Annotated in this window: 19 protein-coding genes; 5 read left to right on the top strand and 14 right to left on the bottom strand. The window is 68.9% G+C overall.

What is annotated here, in order from left to right; all coding sequences use genetic code 11:
• Positions 1-126 precede the first annotated feature (126 nt).
• On the top strand, positions 127-414 hold the full coding sequence (locus ITP53_RS20430; RefSeq protein ID WP_195897016.1) for a polysaccharide deacetylase family protein: 288 nt from the start codon (positions 127-129) through the stop codon (positions 412-414).
• Between the two features lie 70 nt (positions 415-484).
• Positions 485-814: a polysaccharide deacetylase family protein gene (locus ITP53_RS20425; RefSeq protein ID WP_195897015.1), complete on the top strand. Its 330-nt coding sequence runs from the start codon at positions 485-487 to the stop codon at positions 812-814.
• A 347-nt stretch (positions 815-1,161) separates the two neighbouring features.
• On the opposite strand, the gene ITP53_RS20420 is transcribed toward ITP53_RS20425, so the two are convergent.
• From ITP53_RS20420 to ITP53_RS20390, 7 genes are all read right to left on the bottom strand, one after another.
• The gene (locus ITP53_RS20420; RefSeq protein ID WP_195897014.1) at positions 1,162-3,183 is read right to left on the bottom strand and encodes a SpoIIE family protein phosphatase; all 2,022 of its coding nucleotides are present in this window, start codon (positions 3,181-3,183) and stop codon (positions 1,162-1,164) included.
• 243 nt (positions 3,184-3,426) lie between these two features.
• Complete coding sequence (locus tag ITP53_RS20415) at positions 3,427-3,567, bottom strand: hypothetical protein (protein ID WP_207756185.1); 141 nt, start codon at positions 3,565-3,567, stop codon at positions 3,427-3,429.
• A gap of 90 nt (positions 3,568-3,657) precedes the next feature.
• Complete coding sequence (locus ITP53_RS60350) at positions 3,658-3,960, bottom strand: phosphotransferase (protein WP_328815175.1); 303 nt, start codon at positions 3,958-3,960, stop codon at positions 3,658-3,660.
• Between the two features lie 318 nt (positions 3,961-4,278).
• Positions 4,279-5,034, bottom strand: coding sequence for a class I SAM-dependent methyltransferase (locus ITP53_RS20405; protein ID WP_207756184.1), 756 nt, complete (start codon positions 5,032-5,034; stop codon positions 4,279-4,281).
• 473 nt (positions 5,035-5,507) lie between these two features.
• Positions 5,508-5,969: an ABC transporter permease gene (locus ITP53_RS20400; RefSeq protein WP_328815172.1), complete on the bottom strand. Its 462-nt coding sequence runs from the start codon at positions 5,967-5,969 to the stop codon at positions 5,508-5,510.
• Positions 5,970-5,979: 10 nt separating this feature from the next.
• Positions 5,980-6,216, bottom strand: a complete 237-nt coding sequence (locus ITP53_RS56125; RefSeq protein WP_207756183.1) for a hypothetical protein — start codon at positions 6,214-6,216, stop codon at positions 5,980-5,982.
• 165 nt (positions 6,217-6,381) lie between these two features.
• Positions 6,382-6,960 (bottom strand): TetR/AcrR family transcriptional regulator, encoded by a 579-nt coding sequence (locus tag ITP53_RS20390; RefSeq protein WP_195897011.1) that lies wholly within the window; start codon positions 6,958-6,960, stop codon positions 6,382-6,384.
• 163 nt (positions 6,961-7,123) lie between these two features.
• On the opposite strand from ITP53_RS20390, the gene ITP53_RS20385 reads away from it, so the two are divergent.
• The 3 genes from ITP53_RS20385 to ITP53_RS20375 all read left to right on the top strand — a co-directional run bounded on the left by ITP53_RS20385 (position 7,124) and on the right by ITP53_RS20375 (position 8,514).
• Positions 7,124-7,705 (top strand): hypothetical protein, encoded by a 582-nt coding sequence (locus tag ITP53_RS20385; RefSeq protein ID WP_195897010.1) that lies wholly within the window; start codon positions 7,124-7,126, stop codon positions 7,703-7,705.
• Position 7,706: 1 nt separating this feature from the next.
• The gene (locus ITP53_RS20380; RefSeq protein ID WP_195897009.1) at positions 7,707-7,889 is read left to right on the top strand and encodes a hypothetical protein; all 183 of its coding nucleotides are present in this window, start codon (positions 7,707-7,709) and stop codon (positions 7,887-7,889) included.
• A 196-nt stretch (positions 7,890-8,085) separates the two neighbouring features.
• On the top strand, positions 8,086-8,514 hold the full coding sequence (locus ITP53_RS20375) for an organic hydroperoxide resistance protein (protein WP_195897008.1): 429 nt from the start codon (positions 8,086-8,088) through the stop codon (positions 8,512-8,514).
• A 240-nt stretch (positions 8,515-8,754) separates the two neighbouring features.
• On the opposite strand, the gene ITP53_RS20370 is transcribed toward ITP53_RS20375, so the two are convergent.
• The 7 genes from ITP53_RS20370 to ITP53_RS20340 all read right to left on the bottom strand — a co-directional run bounded on the left by ITP53_RS20370 (position 8,755) and on the right by ITP53_RS20340 (position 18,256).
• Positions 8,755-9,702, bottom strand: coding sequence for a hypothetical protein (locus ITP53_RS20370; RefSeq protein ID WP_195897007.1), 948 nt, complete (start codon positions 9,700-9,702; stop codon positions 8,755-8,757).
• Positions 9,603-11,375: a hypothetical protein gene (locus tag ITP53_RS20365; RefSeq protein ID WP_195897006.1), complete on the bottom strand. Its 1,773-nt coding sequence runs from the start codon at positions 11,373-11,375 to the stop codon at positions 9,603-9,605. The genes ITP53_RS20370 and ITP53_RS20365 overlap by 100 nt, the downstream gene beginning before the upstream one ends.
• A complete protein-coding gene (locus ITP53_RS20360; RefSeq protein ID WP_207756182.1) occupies positions 11,372-12,898 on the bottom strand; it encodes a purine-cytosine permease family protein in 1,527 nt (508 codons plus the stop codon). Before ITP53_RS20360 ends, ITP53_RS20365 begins: the two co-directional genes overlap by 4 nt.
• Before the next feature lie 77 nt (positions 12,899-12,975).
• Positions 12,976-13,362, bottom strand: a complete 387-nt coding sequence (locus ITP53_RS20355; RefSeq protein ID WP_195897005.1) for a hypothetical protein — start codon at positions 13,360-13,362, stop codon at positions 12,976-12,978.
• Between the two features lie 107 nt (positions 13,363-13,469).
• The gene (locus ITP53_RS20350) at positions 13,470-14,810 is read right to left on the bottom strand and encodes a metallopeptidase domain-containing protein (protein ID WP_195897004.1); all 1,341 of its coding nucleotides are present in this window, start codon (positions 14,808-14,810) and stop codon (positions 13,470-13,472) included.
• Between the two features lie 27 nt (positions 14,811-14,837).
• Positions 14,838-16,076, bottom strand: coding sequence for a M6 family metalloprotease domain-containing protein (locus ITP53_RS20345; RefSeq protein ID WP_195897003.1), 1,239 nt, complete (start codon positions 16,074-16,076; stop codon positions 14,838-14,840).
• Positions 16,077-16,132: 56 nt separating this feature from the next.
• The gene (locus ITP53_RS20340; RefSeq protein WP_195897002.1) at positions 16,133-18,256 is read right to left on the bottom strand and encodes a Xaa-Pro dipeptidyl-peptidase; all 2,124 of its coding nucleotides are present in this window, start codon (positions 18,254-18,256) and stop codon (positions 16,133-16,135) included.
• Positions 18,257-18,357: the final 101 nt, after the last annotated feature.

Here is an 18,357-nt window from a genome sequence, read left to right as displayed (position 1 = left end):
GGTCAGAGGCCGAATAGGGCCGCATCGGCGGGGGATGACCTGTGCACGGGGCAGCGCGCTCCACAAGAGTCTGGACCGGGCCGCGGCCGACCGGGACCGCCGAGCAGGCGCACAGGGGACGTAGCCATGACCACAGCGGACGCCTTCTGGCCCGAGGGGGCGCGGCCGGCCTTCTCGATCACTGTGCAGTTCGAGGCGGGAGGCCAGCCGATCAGCGGCGCGCCCGGGCCGATCAGCGAGCCCATCCTGCCCGGCTTCCCCGATCTCGGGCAGAACAGCTTCTACGAGTACGGCGCCCGCGAGGGGATACCGCGCCTGCTGGACCTGGCCCACCGGCTACACCAACCACTGGATCCGCCCCGGCGTCAACACCCTGGAGATCCTGCAGGAACTCGGGTTCCGCTACCACATTGACGACCTGTCAGCCGACGAGCCCTTTCTGCAGACCATCAACGGCAAGCCATTCGCCACCGTCCCGTACACGGTGCACCTCAACGACATCGTCAGCTACGACTTCGCCGCGTTCGACCCGGCCGCCTACGAACGGCAACTCCTCGACGAATTCGAGCAGCTGTACGAGGAGGGCGCGCGCAGGCGCCGGATGATGGTCATCGCACTGCACGACCGGCTGTCCGGGCACGCCTCCCGCGTCCGGGTACTCGACCGCGTACTCACCCGGCTACGCGCGTACGACGGCGTGTGGTGGGCCCGCAAGGACCAGATCGCCGACTGGATCCTCACCCATCCCGAAACCGCCATATGGGTCGAGCGCGCCCCCGCCCCAGTCAGCGGTCTGCCCGGATCCAGCACCTGACCTGGCTCCGCGCACTCTTGCGAACCGCTGTGGGCGGCACGGGCGACGCACCAGGATGCCGCTACGGCGCTGCTTCACCTCACGGTCGTCACCGGTCAGATCCCGGAGCGGCCACCATCACAGTGGCTGCGTCTTCAAGATCAACCCATGGCCGGTATTGGCCGCACCTCGGCTGGACCCGCTCCTGGTCGGACGGACGCGAGCGGGTCGAGCGGTGGGAGAGGAGGTTCTCGTCCGGGTCCCGTTCGACCCTGCGCTGGATCCCTCTGGATCGCGGACGTGCTCATCCTCCTGGACGCGGCGCCCGACCAGATCAACACCATCAGGACGTGCCCCCTACGCCGGGGTCAGGCCTGGATGCGGGCCATGAGCAGGGCGATGTCGTCCTCGGCTGGCGCGTCGCCCACGATGGAGCCGATCACGGCCGTGCACACGCGCTCGAGCGTCGCCGACTGCGGCGCCGCGTGGGCGAGGGCGTCGCCGAGCCTGGCCATGCCCGCGTCGAGGTCGGCCTGCCGCGTCTCGATCAGGCCGTCGGTGTAGAGGGCCAGCAGGGTCCCGGCCGGCAGGTGCAGGTCGCGGGACTGGAAGGTGCCCAGCCCCACGCCGATCGGGGTGCCGGTGGGCAGCGACGGGAACGTCACGTCGCCGGAGGGGGACACGATCGCGGGCGGCGGATGCCCGGCCGTGGCCATGGTGCAGCGGCCGGTCTGCGGATCATAGACCGCGTACAGGCAGGTGGCGCCCGTGGCGTCGAGGCCGCGGGCGTCCTCCTCCATCAGGCGATCGAGGTGGGTGAGCAACTCGTCCGGAGGCAGGTCCAGGTACGCCAGGGTGCGCACGGCGGTGCGCAGCCGGCCCATGGTGGCCGCGGCGTTGATGCCGTGCCCGGTCACGTCGCCGACGACCAGGGCGATGCGGGCGCCGGGCAGGTGAATGACGTCGTACCAGTCGCCTCCCACCCCCTCGTGCGTGTCGGAGGGCAGGTAACGCGAGGCCACCTCGACAGTGCCGCTGCCGCGCAGGTCCTGCGGCAGCAGGTCGCGCTGGAGCGTGAGCGCGGTCAGCCGCTCCCGCGTGTACTGGCGTGCGTTGTCCAGGCTCAGCGCGGCCCGCGTGACCAGTTCCTCGGCCAGGAGCAGGTCGTTTCTGGTGAACGGCGCCGGGTTGGAGGTGCGCGCGAACGCCGCGACGCCGAGCACGTCGCCGCGCGCCTGCAGTGGAACGACGATCAGCGAGTGCATGCCGGCGGCGTGGATGGTCCGCGCCCGGTCGGGGTCCCCGTCCAGCCAGGTGCCGGGCGAGGTGCCCAGCACGGGCTCGAAATGCGGCCGGCGCGAGTGCAGGACCTCCATGAACGGGGACCGCGGCGGAACGAACACGGTCTCCTTGCGCTCCCGGAGCGACTCGGGCACCCCGTCGTGCACCGAGGCCATGCCGGCCCGCCGGAAAACGGGGCTGCTGACCTCTGTCGCGGCCAGCCGCCGCAGCGGCTCGGCGCCGGGCATCATCGCCTCCGGCACATCGACGGTCACGTAGTCGGCCAGGACCGGAATGGCCAGCTCGGCCAGCTCCTGGGCGGTGTCCATGACGTCCAGCGTGCTCCCGAGCCGGACGCTGGCCTCGCGCAGCAGGTCGAGGCGATCGCGCGCCTTGCTGTTGCTGAAATCCAGGGCCACCGAGCACACGCCCAGCGGCCCGCCGTCCGCGCCCGCCAAAGGCAACAGCGAGATGGACAGCGCGCGCTCCTGATCCCCGTGGGACCAGCGGGCCTCACGGTCGATCGTGGGCCGGCCGTCAGCGAGCACCTCGCGCATCGCGTCCTGCAGCGAATGCGTGTCGATCCCCGGAATGACCTCGGTCAGGGAGCGGCCGATCCGGTAGTACGGGTAGCCGTCGCTGAGCTGCTCGGCCGCCTCGTTGAACCAGACGCAGCGCAGGTCCTTGTCCCAGATGGCCATGGCGACGGGGAAGCTGCTGATGAGCGACTCCAGCAGGGCGCCGGTGTCGGCGGACAGGTCGATGGTGGCCGGAATCGCCGACACCAGCCAGGACTCCTGCCGGCTCCCGGCGGCGTCGCCCAGAGCGAGCGGGGCGGCCTCGGCGCGCACGATGACCACCTCGCCGTCCCGCCGCCGCACCTCCATCAATCCCGTACGGGGCAGGTACGCGCGTTCGCCGTCGCCGTCGCCGCCGCGGTCGTGGCCGTCGAGCGGGAGGAGTGTACCGATGGGGCGGTCGAGAATGTCGACGGCGGGGTAGCCGGTGAGCTCCTCGGCGGCCTGGGTCCAGCCGATCACCGTGCCCGCGCCGTCGACGACGGCGACCGCTGGGGTCGCCCCTCCACGGACGCCGCCGGCTGCCTTCATGCCATCACCCGTCTGCAGTGGGAGGAGTTCGCTGCCAGAATTTCTCAGAATAGCCGCGCTTACCTGCAGTTATCCAAACCCTTGACCAAGCTTTGTCGTGACATATACGGCTATGCGGTGCGGAGACGCAAGAGCTTTCGCCACAGCCCCGCCCAGGGCCGGGGGCCGCAGATGAGCAAAGGGAGGATCACCTCTTGGTGACAGAAAGCCTGCCTGCCTATGTGACGACTATCGTGCTTCGGCTCACCTGCGGGCGATGGCGGTGCCCAGGTCGACGTCGTCGAGCAGGATCTCGCGGATCGCCTTGGGACGTGCCGCGTGAACGGCCGCCAAGATGAGGACGAGCCGCTCTGCCGGGGTCGTGGCGGGATCTTCGAGGACCATGACCTCGTCGGTCCGGAAGACGACGCGCTTCAGGAGATGGCCCGCTCGATGCGGCAGAACGGCACTCGTGGCCGTCGGGCTCGTGCAGCCTCACATCCGGGATCTCAGCACGTCGACCTCGCAGCCTGGCGAGGACGGGTCGAAGCCGTGCTCGACCAGCCAGCGGACCGCCAGAAGGCTTCGCAACGACCGCCACGCGCGGATCACGTCGAGGTCGACGTCGGTGCCGTAGCCGGCGACGACGTCGCCAAGGCGCTCCTCGTGTCCGAGCGTCAAGGTGGCGAGGTCGAACAGGGCATCGCCCTGGGCCGCCTCGGACCAGTCGATCACGCCGGTGATCTCGTCACCGTCGACGAACACGTGGGTGACCTGCAGGTCGCCGTGCGTGAACACCGGCGGAGCGCAGCCTCGGCAACCTCGCGGTTGCGCGTGACCAGGTCGGTGGGAAGGACGCCGTTCGTGACGAGCCGCGGACACCCGCTCGCCCGGCTTCCCCGTCAAGTCTGCGTGTCGAAGCTTTTCAGAGGTGGAGAGTGAGTGCGGAATGCCGTGCCACGAGCCAGCTCCAGACTGTGCTGAACGGCCGGACATGATGACGATGACCTGACGATGCGGCGGCGCGGTGTGTTCTGCCGCACTCCGGCCGCCCCCCGTAGAGGGGATCGCTCCCAGTAGCTGAGACACACTGGGAGCGATCAGGTCGGCGGCAGGCTAGGCAGCCTCCAGAACGAAGAACAGGAAGCTCAGGAAGGCCCCGGAGGGAAAGTTCGCAAGCTCGTCGGGGAAGAGTTCACGGGCGCCTGGTGCGGGGCGCGGTTCGCTGATGACGGCTATCCGGAAGCCGGCTGCGGTGAAAGCGTCGGTCATCGCGTGCAGCGGCCGGTGCCAAAAAGTCAGCTCGGCGCTTTGGCCGCTGAAGGTGAATTCCTCGGACCATTTGCGGGTCGCGAAATAGTCAGCACCGGGAGCGGCCAGCCTCTGGCTGACGAAGGGATGATTATCGGCCACGATGAGTCGGCCGCCGGGCGCCAGCACGCGCCGCAGTTCGGCCAGTGGTGCCTTCCAGTCCTCCAGGTAGTGCAGCACCAGGCACACGATGACATCGTCGAACGCGCCGTCGGGGAACGGCAGGGGACTGCGTAGATCGGCCGGGAGCAGGGTCGCGCCGTCGCCGACCCGCTGCCTGGCCAGCTCCAGCATCTTCGTGCTGGAGTCGACGCCGGTCATGGTGGCACCCCGGTCGCGCAGCGCCGCGAGCAGAGGACCGGCACCGCAGCCGACGTCAAGGATCCGCCGCCCTGCCACGTCCCCGGCCAGGTCCAGGATCGCGGGCCGGGTGTAATAGCCGTTGATGAGGTTGGACTCCGTCTCGGCCGCGTACGCCTCGGCGAAGCTGTCGTAGTCGTTGGCCACAGCCTGGTCTGCGGGCCCGGCAGAATTCTCAAGATCGGGAGACATGCGGCTCATCCTGGCATGCCGGCCCGTTTCGCGCATGGGGCCCGGCCGCCACCACCGGGTGTGGCTGCGCAACCGGAACCTCTACTACCCGTGCGTCGAACACGCCCTCGTCGTCGCGCCAGCGCTGGCGAACGACCGGACCTATCGCTCCTTCGAGAAGACATGGCTGGCCGGTCTCCACGGAGCTGATCCGGTTCCCGATGCCCACGGAGGGCGAGCTGTCCAAGGCGGCTTCCCTTGTTCTGGGTGGCCTGCAGGGGGCACTCGATCTTGACCAGCGGTTCGGCCCGCTGACCAGGGCAAACATCGTACGAACGGGCGGGCCTCACGGAGTCCCGCCCGTTCTCGTTAACGCTCGCTGGTCGTGGGCCAACGCCCCTGCGGGCGTGGCTCTGATGTGATCGCCGCTTCCCGGCGCCTGGCCTGCGCGCCGCGCCGGGGACCCGCCGGGCCTCGTGGGCGGCGGGCAGCTGTGGACGCCGTCAGCCGAGGATGCCGCGGTCGTACGCGGTGGCCACGGCTGCGGCGCGGTCTTTGACGCCGAGCTTGCCGTAGAGCGCCACCAGCGTGGCCAGGAGGAGGGCCAGCAGGTAGCCGGGCAGGTTCCGCGGGGGCGACACGCCGTAGATGAGCCCGCCCACGGCGATGACGAGGACCGCCGAGCCGAGGGCGACGACGGTGTGGAGGATGATCTGCGCCGCCAGGAGGGTGAGCGGCCGCACCGGCGTGGTGGACATGCGGCGCAGGATCCCCTGCTCCCGATAGCCGACCAGGAACCCCGGCATGACCTGCGTGCCTGACATGATCAGGGCGAGCAACAGCAGCACGGGGACGTAGACATCGACCATGCGCAGGCCACCGAGTGCCGCGTCGGCCACACGGAAGGTCGGCAGCAGGCCGAGGACGATCAGAAGCAGGGTCGGAAAGGCCACAACCCAGAACACCCCTGCACGGTTACGGCCGATGAGGGGCCTCGGCCTTCAGCACAGCGGTGGACGCGGACATGTCAGGTCTCCTGTTCGGTGAGATGGAGGGAGGCTGCCGCCAGTCGGCAGGAGCCGGGTAGAAGGCGCTGTAGAGCTGCAGCGCTTCGCGGACGGTCAGGTTCTCCTGCAGCGCGCTCTGCTGGAGTTGCACGCCCAGGATCCGGGTGACGTCCTGACGATCGGTGAGCGGGTCGAAGCCGGCCACCCGCACCTGCCCGGCGTCAGGGGCCCGCCCGGTTGAAAATGGCGGCAGCCGCTGACTACGCGATCTACGTCCAACCGGATGTGCACCGGCAAGCCTGACCATCCGGAGGCACAGACTCACAGGAATCCGTCCCGTAAGCCGATCGGTCACCGCGTGGAGGGTGTTCTAGAAGTCCGGTTGCTGACGACTGCGATTGCGATACTTGAGGAGTCCATCGATCCCGAGCAGGAATGTCTCACAGATGGGTTTCGGATCGGTCAGGCAGCCGGCGGCCATAGCGCCGTCTCGCAGCATGACGAAGTGCCGGGCGGCGGGTTCTGGGTCGGTTTCTCCGGTGTCGGAGAGGAGCTCGGTGATCGTGGCCAGAAACCACTGTCGGTGCCTGAGGACCGCCTGGTGGACCGGATGGGTCGGGTCGGGGTATTCGGCGACGGCGTTGAGGAACGCGCAGCCCCGGAAGCCGGGCCTCTGGATGTCGTCGGCGATGGACCGACCGACAGTTCGAACGATGTCGTCGGGGGATGCGTCCTGAGTCCGCGCGGCATTCACTCGCGTACGGATGGCCTCGTCGGCCTGTGTCAGGTAGGCGACGACGAGGTCGTCCTTGCCCGGAAAGTGCCTGTACAGCGTGGCGCGCGTCACCTGTGCGGCAGCGATGACGCGGTCGATGCCGACGGAGTGTATGCCTTCGGCGTAGAAGAGCTCAGTGGCCGTGTTGAGCAGTCGGGACCGTGCTTCCGACATGCGCCTTCCCCATCTCTCGAAGTGCTGCATCGAGGTTAGCAGATAGAACGGTCGGTCTTGACATCGCAGTCAGCCTGCTGCAGTATCAGCCGTACCGATCGTTCTATCTACCAATTCGGTCTCCGGGATCATCCACAGCTTCAATCATCAAGAGAGGGATCTGATGTCCAGTTCCATCGATGCCGGCGCCACCGGCACTATGGCTGATGCCACCAACACGACCAAAGCGCTGCGGAACCTGTACTACGTCCGCTTCGGATTCGCCGTCGTCTGGGCGGGCCTGGTCGTGCTCACCGCTTCGACACTCAACCCGGCGAGCATCGCCCTGTTGGTGATCTACCCGCTGTTCGACGTCGTCGCGGCCGTGATCGACTTCCGTTCCTCGGGTACCACGCGACCGAGGGTGCCGCTATACGTCAACATGGCGTTGAGTCTGCTCACCGCCATCGGATTGGCCGTCGCCGTCACCTCCGGCATTCCCGATGTCCTCCGGGTGTGGGGTGTCTGGGCGATCACCGCGGGCATCGTGCAGTTGATCGTCGCGATCTTGCGCTACCGGCTCGGTGGCCAATGGGCGATGATCCTCAGTGGCGGGATTTCCACCCTCGCCGGCACCAGCTTCATCCTGCAGGCCGGCGGGTCGAACGCGTCAGTTACAGCAATCGCCGGATACGCGACGCTGGGCGGCATCTTCTTCGTGATCTCGGCGATCCGCCTGCACCGCCGTGCGGTCAAGGCGCAGTGAGATGACGAGCACGAGCCAAGATTCCAACTTCGACGTGATGATCGTCAGTGGCAACCTGGCCGTCGTTGAAGTGCTGCGTCGGCGTGACCGATTCGCCGCGGACTGGAGCGACTCCGGCCAGTTCGGCGGCGGGGTCGTCGGATCCGAGATGGCCACCGCGTTCAGCGCCCTCGGTCGCAGGTGACGCTGATCTCCCGGACCCGGCTCCTACCGAGTGTGGAGCCCTTCGCCAGTGACCGTCTCTGGCATGCGGTCCCCGCCTATCCGACCGTCAGCGAGATCTGGCTCCGCCTGCTCGAAACCGACGGACGCGACCGATGGTCCCCATCCCACCGCCCCGACGTTCACCAGAATCCCAACCACACAGGGAGAACATCATCATGTCCGATGCCGTCTACACTGCCATCGCCACGTCGACCGGGGACGGCCGCGCCGGAGGACGCGCCTCCAGCAGCGACGGCCTGATCGACGTCACCCTCGCCATCCCGCGCGAGATGGGCGGGCCGGGTGGCGCAACGAACCCCGAGCAGCTCTTCGCCGCCGGCTGGGCCTCCTGCTTCCATTCGGCGTTGAAGGCTGTCGCCGCCGGCCAGACGATCACCTTCACCGATTCGGCCGTCGTCGCCGAGGTCAGTGTGCATCCCAACGAGCAGGGCGGTTTCAGTCTCTCGGCCGCACTGCACGTGGAGTTCGGCGGCATCGACCAGGCCACCGCCGACTCGCTCGTCGCGGCCGCTCACGCGGTATGCCCCTACTCCAACGCCACCCGCGGCAACATCCCCGTCACCGTCGACGCCACCGTCGCCTGATCACCCCGTGACCCGGCTCGCCTGACTCCGGCATCGGTCCACCTACCCACAAGGAAGTTCTCACGGATTCACTGTTGCCGACCGGTCGGAACCACCGCCTCGCAACCCGTTCGACACTGTCCTGGCCCGACGTCCTCATCGAGCAGTCCCTGGCCATGATCGCCGACCGCGCCGAGCCATCAGCCCCGCCCGCGAGGCGGCAGTACCAGCCCTTGGCTCGACGGTCGAGCAATTGTCCCCTCAGTCGCCGATCGTCGGACGCACGAGTCGCGGCGGCCGGCTGATGCCCGATCGGATCGAGGACCGTCCCCGCAACGGGGATCCGCGGTAGTAGCGGTCCGCAGCGCTCGGCGCCACGACGATCTCGAGCCGCACCTGCCGACCGGCGAACCGGTCGAGAGCGAAGCGGTACGGCGGCCACGCGGCCCGCCCGACCGACTCGCCGTCGGCGAACACCTCAACGGCGTCCCGCACGCCGTCGAGCACGAGCTCCCATTCTCCCAGCGGGACCTGCACCTGCCGGACGTAGGTGGCCGCATCGTCCAGCGGCTCAGGGAGCAGCGCCTCCATACTGACGGGCGCCCCCTCCCGGCCGGCAACCGCGACCGTCCATCCGTCCGTCAGAGGGATCTCGCTCTCGGGCACACGCACCGCGCTGACACAGACGATTTCCTGCGCGTCGACGCGCAGCACGGACAAGCGGTCGGCGTCGCGGGTTTCGACCTGGCCGGTCGAGGGGGTCCAACGGGAGAGGCGCCATCTCCCCTCCGGGAGCCCCACGACCAGATGGGCCGGCGTGTCGGCGTCGTTGAAGGCGGCCGCGTACAGGGTCGCGTCCCGGTCACGGCCGGCCCGCGTCCAGAGGGTCCTGCGATCCACCGACGTGATCGCGATCGCGTCGCGCCCGCGCAGGTCGCGGAGGAGCTCGAGCACATCCTCGGGAGCGGGGGGAGCCGCCGGCTCGCCGACCCCGTCCTCCTCGCCGGCACCATCGCCGTCGCCGGTGGCGAGCGTCGGCCCGGACGTCACGACCCGCACCCCGGCCGCGCGGGCCCTGGCGAGAGCTTCACCGAGGGATTCGGCCAGCGTCAGCTGCACACCCGGGAGGACGACGCATCGGTATTCGGCGTCGCCGATGCGGATGTGGGCGCGGTCGCTGCGCGATCCGGCGACGGCCCTCTCGTCCACGATCCGGTACGGCACGCCGTGACGCGCCATGGTCTCCGCCCACACGGCGAAGTGCGCACCAGCGGGATGCGTCGGGCCGTGCCCGGCGTCGTGCTCAGCGGATAGACGAGAGCGACGTCCGCGTCGGGCTCGAACTCGTCGAGGAACTGCGACAGCGCCGCGGACTCGTCCGCGAACGCGCGATGATGCCCGAACCAGGGCTCGAAGTTCATCCCGGGCGGAAAGTCGAAGCGCGGGTTGACGAACAGCGCCTCGAGGCCGTCCCGCTCGTCGCCGTCCGTGAGCCAGAACGCGTGCTCGAGGAACTGTCGCGCGCCGAGCAGGTGGTGGCGGATCGCCTGCGCGCGCATGTCCGACAGCCTCAGCTCCCACTGCCCTGCCCCGAAGTGCGTGCCCGGCTCGACCCGCGCGTAGTACTGCTCGACGATGCACCCGCTGCGCCCGTGGGCGCGCGCCACCGAGTCTCCGAACTTGGCGCTCAGCTGGGCGTCGTTGTTCCGCGCGTCCACAGCGGTCACGTCCCGGAATCCGTCGATCGCGAAGTAGTCCATGCCGAAGTTGGCGCGCACGTCGTCGGCGATCACGGTGTCGGTGATGTCCCATGACCCCACGTGGGCGAGCACTTCGTGCCCGGAGAAGAGGAGCCCGTGCTCGTGGCACCAGTCGGCGACGGTGCCGAAGAAGGCGTACGTCGCCGTCGCGGCGTAGAGGGAGAAAAGGCGTGCCCGTGTCCGCGCCTGTCCGGCATCGTCGGAGAGGAGCGCCGGCAGGATCCCGCGCCACCCGCCGTCGAACTCCCGATCGGCGGCCTCGCGGAGCGTTTTCGAGTACATGAGCGACGACCCGAGCGTCCCTGTCCGCTCCGTCCAGTCCCAGAAGCAGGAGTGCGGCTGGTCGAAGAACACGTACATCACGGTGTCGCCGATGTGGTCGCTCAGAGCGTCCACGTACGGCTGGAGCCCGACCTCCGTGAACCGGCGCGCCGCAGCCGGCTCCAGATAGTCGATCATGCGGGAGGTCGCGCAGCGCGCGGACAGCGCGGCGGCCACGCGCGCGCCGGCAGGGGCGCCGGGCAGCTCGACGGCGACCGTCGCCCCGTCGGGGCGACTGCGGGCGATCGTGGCGCGATCGGTCACGTCCCGGTCCTCGCCGTCGTCCGAACGCAGGAAGACACCCTGCAGTTCCCAGTCCGCCCAGCGTGGCGACCCGCCGTCGAAGACCCACTCCGCGCCCTGCTCCAGCAACCAGTCGACATCGGTGGCATGGATACCGCTGACGGTCAACTCCGCGCGGCCGTCGGCGACCGTCGACGCCGTCCAGAAAAGGTGGCTCTCGCGGAAGGAGTCGTGGCCGGTGACGGTCTTCCCTCCCGCATGACCGGAGAGCCAGTTGTAGTCGTCGTAGATGCCCATGCGGAGCCCGAGCCAGCGGGCCGTGTTCGCGGTGGTCCTGACCGCCGCGAGGTGCTCTCGGGACAGGTACTCCCGCAGCGGCCAGGACAGGCGCACCGCCACCTGGAACGAGCCGTAGCCGGCCTGCCGCATCGTCGTGAGCTGCTCGAGGATCTCGTCCTCGGTCGGGATGCGGTGCCAGAACCAGTAGTTGGCGGGGCGATGCCAGAAATCCGGGTCGCGGAAGCGCTCGAGTTTCTCGGCGGAGGGCTCGATCGTCACCGCTCGACCGCCTTCGATGCCGGTTGCTCCACCGGCACACGCGAGTAGTCAGGCTTCGGGTCAAGCTTGAAGCCGAACGTCATCAGCGCGTACAGCCCGGCGCCCACAGCCATCGCGATCACCACACCGACGTTGCTCGCGCCGATGACGCCGGCCTCGGCCTCGTGGGTCAGGAAGAAGCCGGTGACATGGGCGAAGTTCGGGTCCGCGCTTGTCACCAGGCCCAGACCGACGACGGTGCCGGCGCCGAGGCTGGCCAGCGCCGTCCACCGGCCGTTCCGTCCGCCGTGGCCGAAGGGCCTGGCCATGTCGGTATTCCAGGCGAGGCGGCGCTGGCGGATGAAGTCGATCATCTGGATACCGCCCATCGTCCCCATCATGACGGCGATGAGGGACAGGAACGACTGGAACGTCGCGAGGAACGAGGTCGAGATGAACAGCAGGTAGAAGGCGCCGGCAGCGATGATGAGGGCGTTGATCGCCGTGGAGGTCGAGCGGCGCAGCGGGACGCCGATGGCCAGCAGCGCGAGTCCGGACGAGTAGATGCCGGTAATCGCGGCCGCGACGAGTGAGATCACGATGACGATCGAGAACGGGATGAAGAACCACAGCGGGAGCAGGTCGGTCAGCGCGCTGATCGGATCCGCTGCCGCCTCCTCGCCGAGTTTCGAGGCGCTCCCGGCAAGCAGCACACCGATCACGAGCAGGATCACGGTAGGCACGGAGAGACCGGAGATCGTCCAGCCGATGACACCCGCGGCCGGGGTCTTGCGCGGCAGGTAGCGGGCGAAATCGCCGCCGTAGTTGAGGAAGCCGAGGCCGACGAGGGTCATGGCCATGATGGCCCCGCCGACGACGACGAGAGGACCGCCGGCCGGGGCGTCGCCGAGGCGCGCCCAGTCAATGTGGGGGATGATCAGCGCAAGGAAGATCACCGTCATCAGGCCGGTCACCCAGGAGACCCAGACCTCCACCTTCATGATCAGCTCGTGGCCGAGGACGGAGACCGTCATCGTCACGGCGAGCACGAGCACGAACCAGAGCACGATGGTGAAGGTCGAACTGCTGCCGTCGGAGTCGGCGAAGACGCCCGGCCACAGCCTGGAGAAGAGGTTGGCGCCGGTCGTGGACGCGAGCGTGATGATCGTGACCTTCCACCCCATGTTCGACAGATAGGCGAAGAAGGCAGGCACACGGTTGCCCGTGAAGCCGAAGGCGAACCGGGTCTGTGTCAGGGTCGGGAGGCCCGTGCGTGGACCTCCGACGGCGAGGATGCCCACGAACGCCGACGAGACGAGGTAGCCGATCGTGCCGGCGATGATCGCCTGTGACACGCTCAGCCCGAGACTGAAGACGTAGATGCCGTAGCTGATGCCGAGGATGGAGATGTTCCAGGCGAACCAGATGGCGAACAGGCCGCGCGGGCTGCCGCGCCGTTCGTCGTCGGGCACGGGGTTCACACCGTTGGTCTCGACGAGAGGCTTCTTCTGAGCGAGCGTGTCGTGGGTCACAAGGGCCGTCACTTTCGATCATGCATTTCCAGCGACAAACACGGACATTCGTCCCATGTCAATCCGCGCTACGATACCGGGCAAATGGGTCACGGAGCCGCAAAGCGCACCAGCCTCAAAGAGGTCGCGCGGCAGGCCGATGTCTCCGTGCCCACGGCTAGCCCCGTTCTGTCCGGCGTCGATCGCAATGCCGAGCTCGTAGCGGCGTTCTCCCAGCGCCTGGTCGCGGAGGACGCAGCCTCATCACGGTCGACACGAACGACGACATCGACGTCGAGACGGTCCGGCTCCGCTCGATCGACCGTGTCCTGGTCGACGCCCTTATGGTGGTGCCCGTCTCGCGCGAGCGCAGCGGTGAAGCCATCCGCCAGGTCATGCGCACCCTCGGCGGTCACGATCAAGGTGTCAGGCATGCCGTACAAGTCCGATGTCAGCAGCGGACTGGCGACAACGCGGTCGGCGGGATCGGGGCCCACCGCGTGATGGCCCAGGAGAGGAAGTCGCCAAGCAGCGACGTCAGGTGCCGGCGTAGGCCGGTGCGGCGCCAAAATCCGCGTCACATCACCTGACCTGCGGCCGGGCCTCACTCCTTGGTCACCCGGACCACGGCGCTCCCTGTGGACTCCTTCACGACCTCGATGGTCACGCCCGTCGCCGGGTCGCGGAACACCGGGTTCTCCCCCGCTCCGAGGCCGAGCGTCCCGATGTCGAGTTCGGTGCACGACCCCTGCCGTCCCGAGTCCGGCTTCGCGTCGTGGACCTTGATCGAGCCGTCGCCGTTCGGGATCGAGGCGTCGACTTGATAGACGAGTACGCCGGGGTCACAGATCGTGGAGTCGTCGTTGACCAGGTTCCGCCGCAGCTCCGCCACCCAGGCCGTGTAGGTGCCGGTGCGCACGACCACCAGCTTCGGCGAGTTCCCCGGTGGGCCGCCAACCTCGATCGGGGTCAGCCTGTGCTCGGTCACGCCGCCGCGGGTGACGCAGCCGACCTGCGGCGGACGAAGCCAGCCCAGTTTCCATTTGTTCCAGGCCATCAGCTCCGGAGCCCGACCGGAGATGTCGCCCATCAGGTCCCAACCGCCGACGTAGCTGTGCGTACCGCCGATTCCCGACGCGTTGTAGGACTCGGGCAGCGAGAGCGCGTGGCCGGTCTCGTGGTTGAGAATCTTGTATCCCCACCCCCACATGTCCTGGCCGAATGTCGCGCCGTTCTTCAGCACCGTGCCGTCCGCGACGATCGCCCGCGTGTAGTCGTTGAACTCCGGGGAGAAGGCGATGTCGCGCGCGTTCTTCGACGGCACGATGTACAACAGGCGATATCCCGAGAAGTCGACCTCCGCGTCGGCCAGCTCCACCACCTCGCGGACGTACGCGAGCTGGTTCTCGACCGTGAAGGTGTCCCGCGCGATGCCGTAGTCGACGTCCGGCTTGGGCAGGTGGAACCACTTCCGCACGGGTGTGATCCGCAGTCTGAACCGACCGTACGACGAACGTTCGAACCAGTCGGCGCTCGGCGCCAGGAAGTCGTGGTAGGCGTCGACACCGTCGTACGGGGCCTCGTTCGCGCCGGCGGTCGCGTTCGGGAAGTCCACGAAGAGCATGATCGCGGGAACGTCGCCCATGGGTCGAACGTGCAGATCCCAGTCGCTGTCTATCCCGTGGTGCAGGTTCGTGTCGAAACCGGCGCTGGTCCCGTCGGGCCACCCCTCAGGCGGCCTGCTGATCTCGCACGCACGGGCAGGCTCCGGTCTGCCCGGCGTCACCGCCGTCGGCTCCGTGGCCGTCACCGCCGTCGGCTCCGTGGCCGTCACCGCCGTCGGCTCCGTGGCGGCGGCTGCCGCAACGTCGGCCGGGATTACCGCAAGGCCGGCCGCCGCGAGCGTACCGAGCACGGCCGCCAGAGCTACCGATCGTATCCTCAAGGGATCCCTCCTTCCGATGAGCCGGCACTACCGCCGCTTGGTCACGACGACGGTGTCGAGCTGGTTGGACTCGCGTACGACCTCGACGGTTGTCCCGTCCGGCAGGGTCAGGGCCGAGACGGCGCCGGCCCGTAGGGTCGCGATGTCGAGGTCGTGGCAGGTGGCGGTCTGGGTGGATCCCGGGGACGCATCGATGATCCGGACCGGCGCCTGTCCGGAGCGCAACCGCGAGTCGATCGCGTAGACCAGGACCCCCGAGCTGCACGCCTCGGTGTCGTGACCGATCGGCCGGCGGCTTTCGATCACGTACGCGGTCGTTTCGCCGGTGCGTACGACCACCGCCTTGCCACCGCCGGCGCGCTCCACCGGCCCGATTCGGTGCCGGGTCGTGCCGGCCTCCGTCACGCAGTCGATCTGGCCGTCGCGCAGCCAGTCCAACTTCAGCTTGTGCCAGGCCAGGAACTCCGGTTGCCGCCCGCCGATGTTGCCCATCAGGTCCCAGCCCCGGACTGCGGCGTGGGTATCTCCGGGCTCGACGTACAGATCAGGAAGGCCGAACGTGTGGCCCGTCTCGTGGACCAGGATCTTGAAGCCCCAGTTCCACATGTCCCGCCCGAACGTCACGCCCTGGTCCACCCACGTACCGTCGGCGGCGATCCGATCGTCGCCGCCGTTGACGTACGCGGGTGACAGCGGGATGTTGGCCGCGTTGCGCGACGGCACGACGTAGACCAGGTCGTAGTCGGAGAAATCAACGTCCGCGTCCGCGAGTTCCACCGCCTGGCGGATGTACCGCGTCTGGGTCCGCAACGGCATGTCCCGCGCGATCCCGTACTCGCTGTCCGCCAGCGGCATGCGGAACCACTTCGGCACCGCGCTGATCCGCAGGTCGAGCCGTCCGGACGAGGAGCGCCGGAACCAGTCGGCAGACGGCGCCAGGAAATCGTGATAGGCCGCTGTGGTGTCGTACGGCGCCGCGTTGTTCTCCGCGCGGGCGTTCGGGAAGTCCACGAACAACATGACCGCCCGGATCGTCCCCACCGGTCGCACGAACCGTTCCCCATCGGTTTCGCGGCCCTCGTCACCCCACCATCTCTTCCTGTCGTCGCCGGCCGGCACGCCGGCCGCGCCGGGCAACACGCACCCCTGCGCCGGTTCAACGCGTTCGACCGCCGGCTCTGTCGAGGCGACCGCCGCCGTTGCGGGAACGATGGCGGCGCCGGCTGCCAGGAGCAGCGCACCGAGCAGCGAGCCGATTCTCCGCATGTCTGCCTCCCGATCCAGTGGTGTGCCGTACGCCCGACGACGGGTGGTCACGGGGCTCACTTGCCGACCTTCGACTGGGCGGCGGCCCGGACGAGTGCGGACCGCTCCCCGGCGTTGATCACCTCCGCCGCGACGAGCCCGCCGGCGACTTCGGTCACGTGCCGGACGAACTGGCCGTGGTTCGGCCACTCCTCCGTGTCCAGGATGTGGTCGTTGACCGTGCAGGTGCCGGCCAGCGACCGGTTCGGCACCCCGCTGTCGATCCCGCCGACCACCACCGTCGGCCGGACGTCCGGCTCGGCGCAGATCGGCATCGCCGGCGGCCCGCCGACGACGGGCAGCTCGACCGACGTTCTGGCCAGGTCGACGGTGAGCACGGTGCCCGGCTCTGGATGCAGGGTGAACTCGTGGTCGGTCGAAAAGATCATCAGCCCGATCCGCGACCCGGCGGGAATGACCTGGTCGTCCGGCTGCAACGGCACGGTGAGCTCGACGAACTCGCCGGGCTCGAGTGGGTCGCTGTGCCGCAGCGAACGGTTGTTCTGCGGGTCGGCCCAGCCCCGGGTGATAATGCTGGTCGTCGAGCCGCGGGTGCTGGACTCGCAGTCCGCGCCGCTGGTCCACGGCAACCGGACCAGCGCGATCGACAGGTTCGCCGCCGGCTTGCTCGCGGCCAGCCGGATCCGGACCTGCGTGGTGCCGGAGATGTGCACGGGCGCGCTGAGTTCAGGAGTGACGTAGAGCAGCCGGTGCTCCGACATCTGGGTGGCCAGGGTGCCGGCGCCGCAGGCCAGGTTACCGGCGTCGACGAGTTGCTCGGTGCCGCTGTCCGCCCGGGCCAGCGAGGTCAGCCCGCCGGCGGTGCTGCCGCCGCGCTGCAACGTCAGGCTGACCGGCGCCGCCGCCGGGTTCGGATAGTCGGCGTACGGCGTGAGCCGGCTCTCCCCCGTCTCGTTACGGACGATCCAGGCCCGCGGATCATTCTCGACGCCGTTGCGTACTCCGTAGAGATAGCGGGTGAACCAGCGGTTACGCATGTCCAGCGGCGGCGCACCACCGTGCCCGCCCTGGTGGAAGTACGCCTGCACCGGTGTGCCCTGCGCCTTCAGCGCGGTGAGGATCCGGACACTGTGCTCCGGCACCACGTTCCAGTCGTTGAAGGCGTGCGCCATCAGAGTGGCCGCCCGGACCCCGCGCACCGCGTTGAGGAGGTCCCGCCCCGCCCAGAAGTCGTTGTAGTCACCGGTTGCCCGGTCCTGGTGCCGGTTCATCAGGTCGACTCGGACGTGCTGGGCGCAGTATTCCCGGCGATCCGGATAGCCGCTGCTGATGTAGTCGAATAAGTAGTCGATGTCCTCGCCCGGCCAGCCGCCCGGGTTCCGGACCAGCCCGTTCGAGCGGTAGTAGTGGTAGTAGGAGGTGTTCGGCGCGATCGGGATGATCGCCTCCAGCCCCCTGACCCCGGTCGTCGCCGCCGAGAGCGGAAGCGTTCCGTTGTACGACGTACCGGTCATCCCGACCTTGCCGGTGGACCAGTCGGTCGCCGAGACCCGCTGACCGCCGACGACGCTGGTGTAGCCCTTCGCCCGGCCGTTCAACCAGTCGACGATCGCCTTCGGGGCCAGCGACTCGTTGGCCCCGCCCACCGTCGGGCAGCCCTCGGACAGACCGGTGCCGGGCGAGTCCGAGTGCACCACCGCGAAACCGCGCGGCACCCAGGTGCCGAGCTCGCTGGTCGACACGGCCGTCCGGTCCGGCCTGTGCGCGATCGGCGGCGGTGAGGTCCGGGGCGGAGGCTGCGTGCCGAGCTCGGTGTTGACGTTCCAGAAGTACTGCCGCTGGGTCGAGGCCGTTCCGGCGAAGTACGGGCTGGTCTCGTAGATCACCGGCACCTTCAGCCCGTCGGCGGTCGGCCCCGGCCTGGTCACGTCCACGTGCATGCGGTCACGCCGGCCGTCGCCGTCGGAGTCGAACTCGGTCTCGACCCACAACCGCTCCCGGATCCAGGTGCCGGGATCGGCGAACTCGGGCACTACCTGGGCCTGCCCGTCGACGAAGACCGGCCCCGGGAGTGTGTCGGCGGTGGCCGGCCCGGCAATCCCGGTGGCGGCGGTCAGCCCCACCAGAGCCGGGACGACCAGCAGAGCGGAGATCCGCAGCCGCGGCACTCCTCGCGTCATCGTGAACCACCCCATGTCAGCGCAGCGGCTGACGGAGCACCTGGTCCGACGGCATCGAAGAGGGCGCGGCACTGTCACCCACGGTGCACATCGTGACCGGG

The organism is Nonomuraea cypriaca (assembly GCF_015645445.1).
Lineage (GTDB): Bacteria > Actinomycetota > Actinomycetes > Streptosporangiales > Streptosporangiaceae > Nonomuraea > Nonomuraea cypriaca.
Note: the sequence above shows the minus strand (reverse complement) of the source record. Positions and strands in the feature narration are given on the sequence as shown.

Coding starts and splice junctions, on each gene's coding strand:
- ITP53_RS20430 (WP_195897016.1), top strand. CDS start 127: ATGACCACAGCGGACGCCTTCTGGCCCGAGGGGGCGCGGCCGGCCTTC.
- ITP53_RS20420 (WP_195897014.1), bottom strand. CDS start 3,183: ATGAAGGCAGCCGGCGGCGTCCGTGGAGGGGCGACCCCAGCGGTCGCC.
- ITP53_RS20415 (WP_207756185.1), bottom strand. CDS start 3,567: ATGGTCCTCGAAGATCCCGCCACGACCCCGGCAGAGCGGCTCGTCCTC.
- ITP53_RS20405 (WP_207756184.1), bottom strand. CDS start 5,034: ATGAGCCGCATGTCTCCCGATCTTGAGAATTCTGCCGGGCCCGCAGAC.
- ITP53_RS20390 (WP_195897011.1), bottom strand. CDS start 6,960: ATGTCGGAAGCACGGTCCCGACTGCTCAACACGGCCACTGAGCTCTTC.
- ITP53_RS20385 (WP_195897010.1), top strand. CDS start 7,124: ATGTCCAGTTCCATCGATGCCGGCGCCACCGGCACTATGGCTGATGCC.
- ITP53_RS20380 (WP_195897009.1), top strand. CDS start 7,707: ATGACGAGCACGAGCCAAGATTCCAACTTCGACGTGATGATCGTCAGT.
- ITP53_RS20375 (WP_195897008.1), top strand. CDS start 8,086: ATGTCCGATGCCGTCTACACTGCCATCGCCACGTCGACCGGGGACGGC.
- ITP53_RS20345 (WP_195897003.1), bottom strand. CDS start 16,076: ATGCGGAGAATCGGCTCGCTGCTCGGTGCGCTGCTCCTGGCAGCCGGC.
- ITP53_RS20340 (WP_195897002.1), bottom strand. CDS start 18,256: ATGACGCGAGGAGTGCCGCGGCTGCGGATCTCCGCTCTGCTGGTCGTC.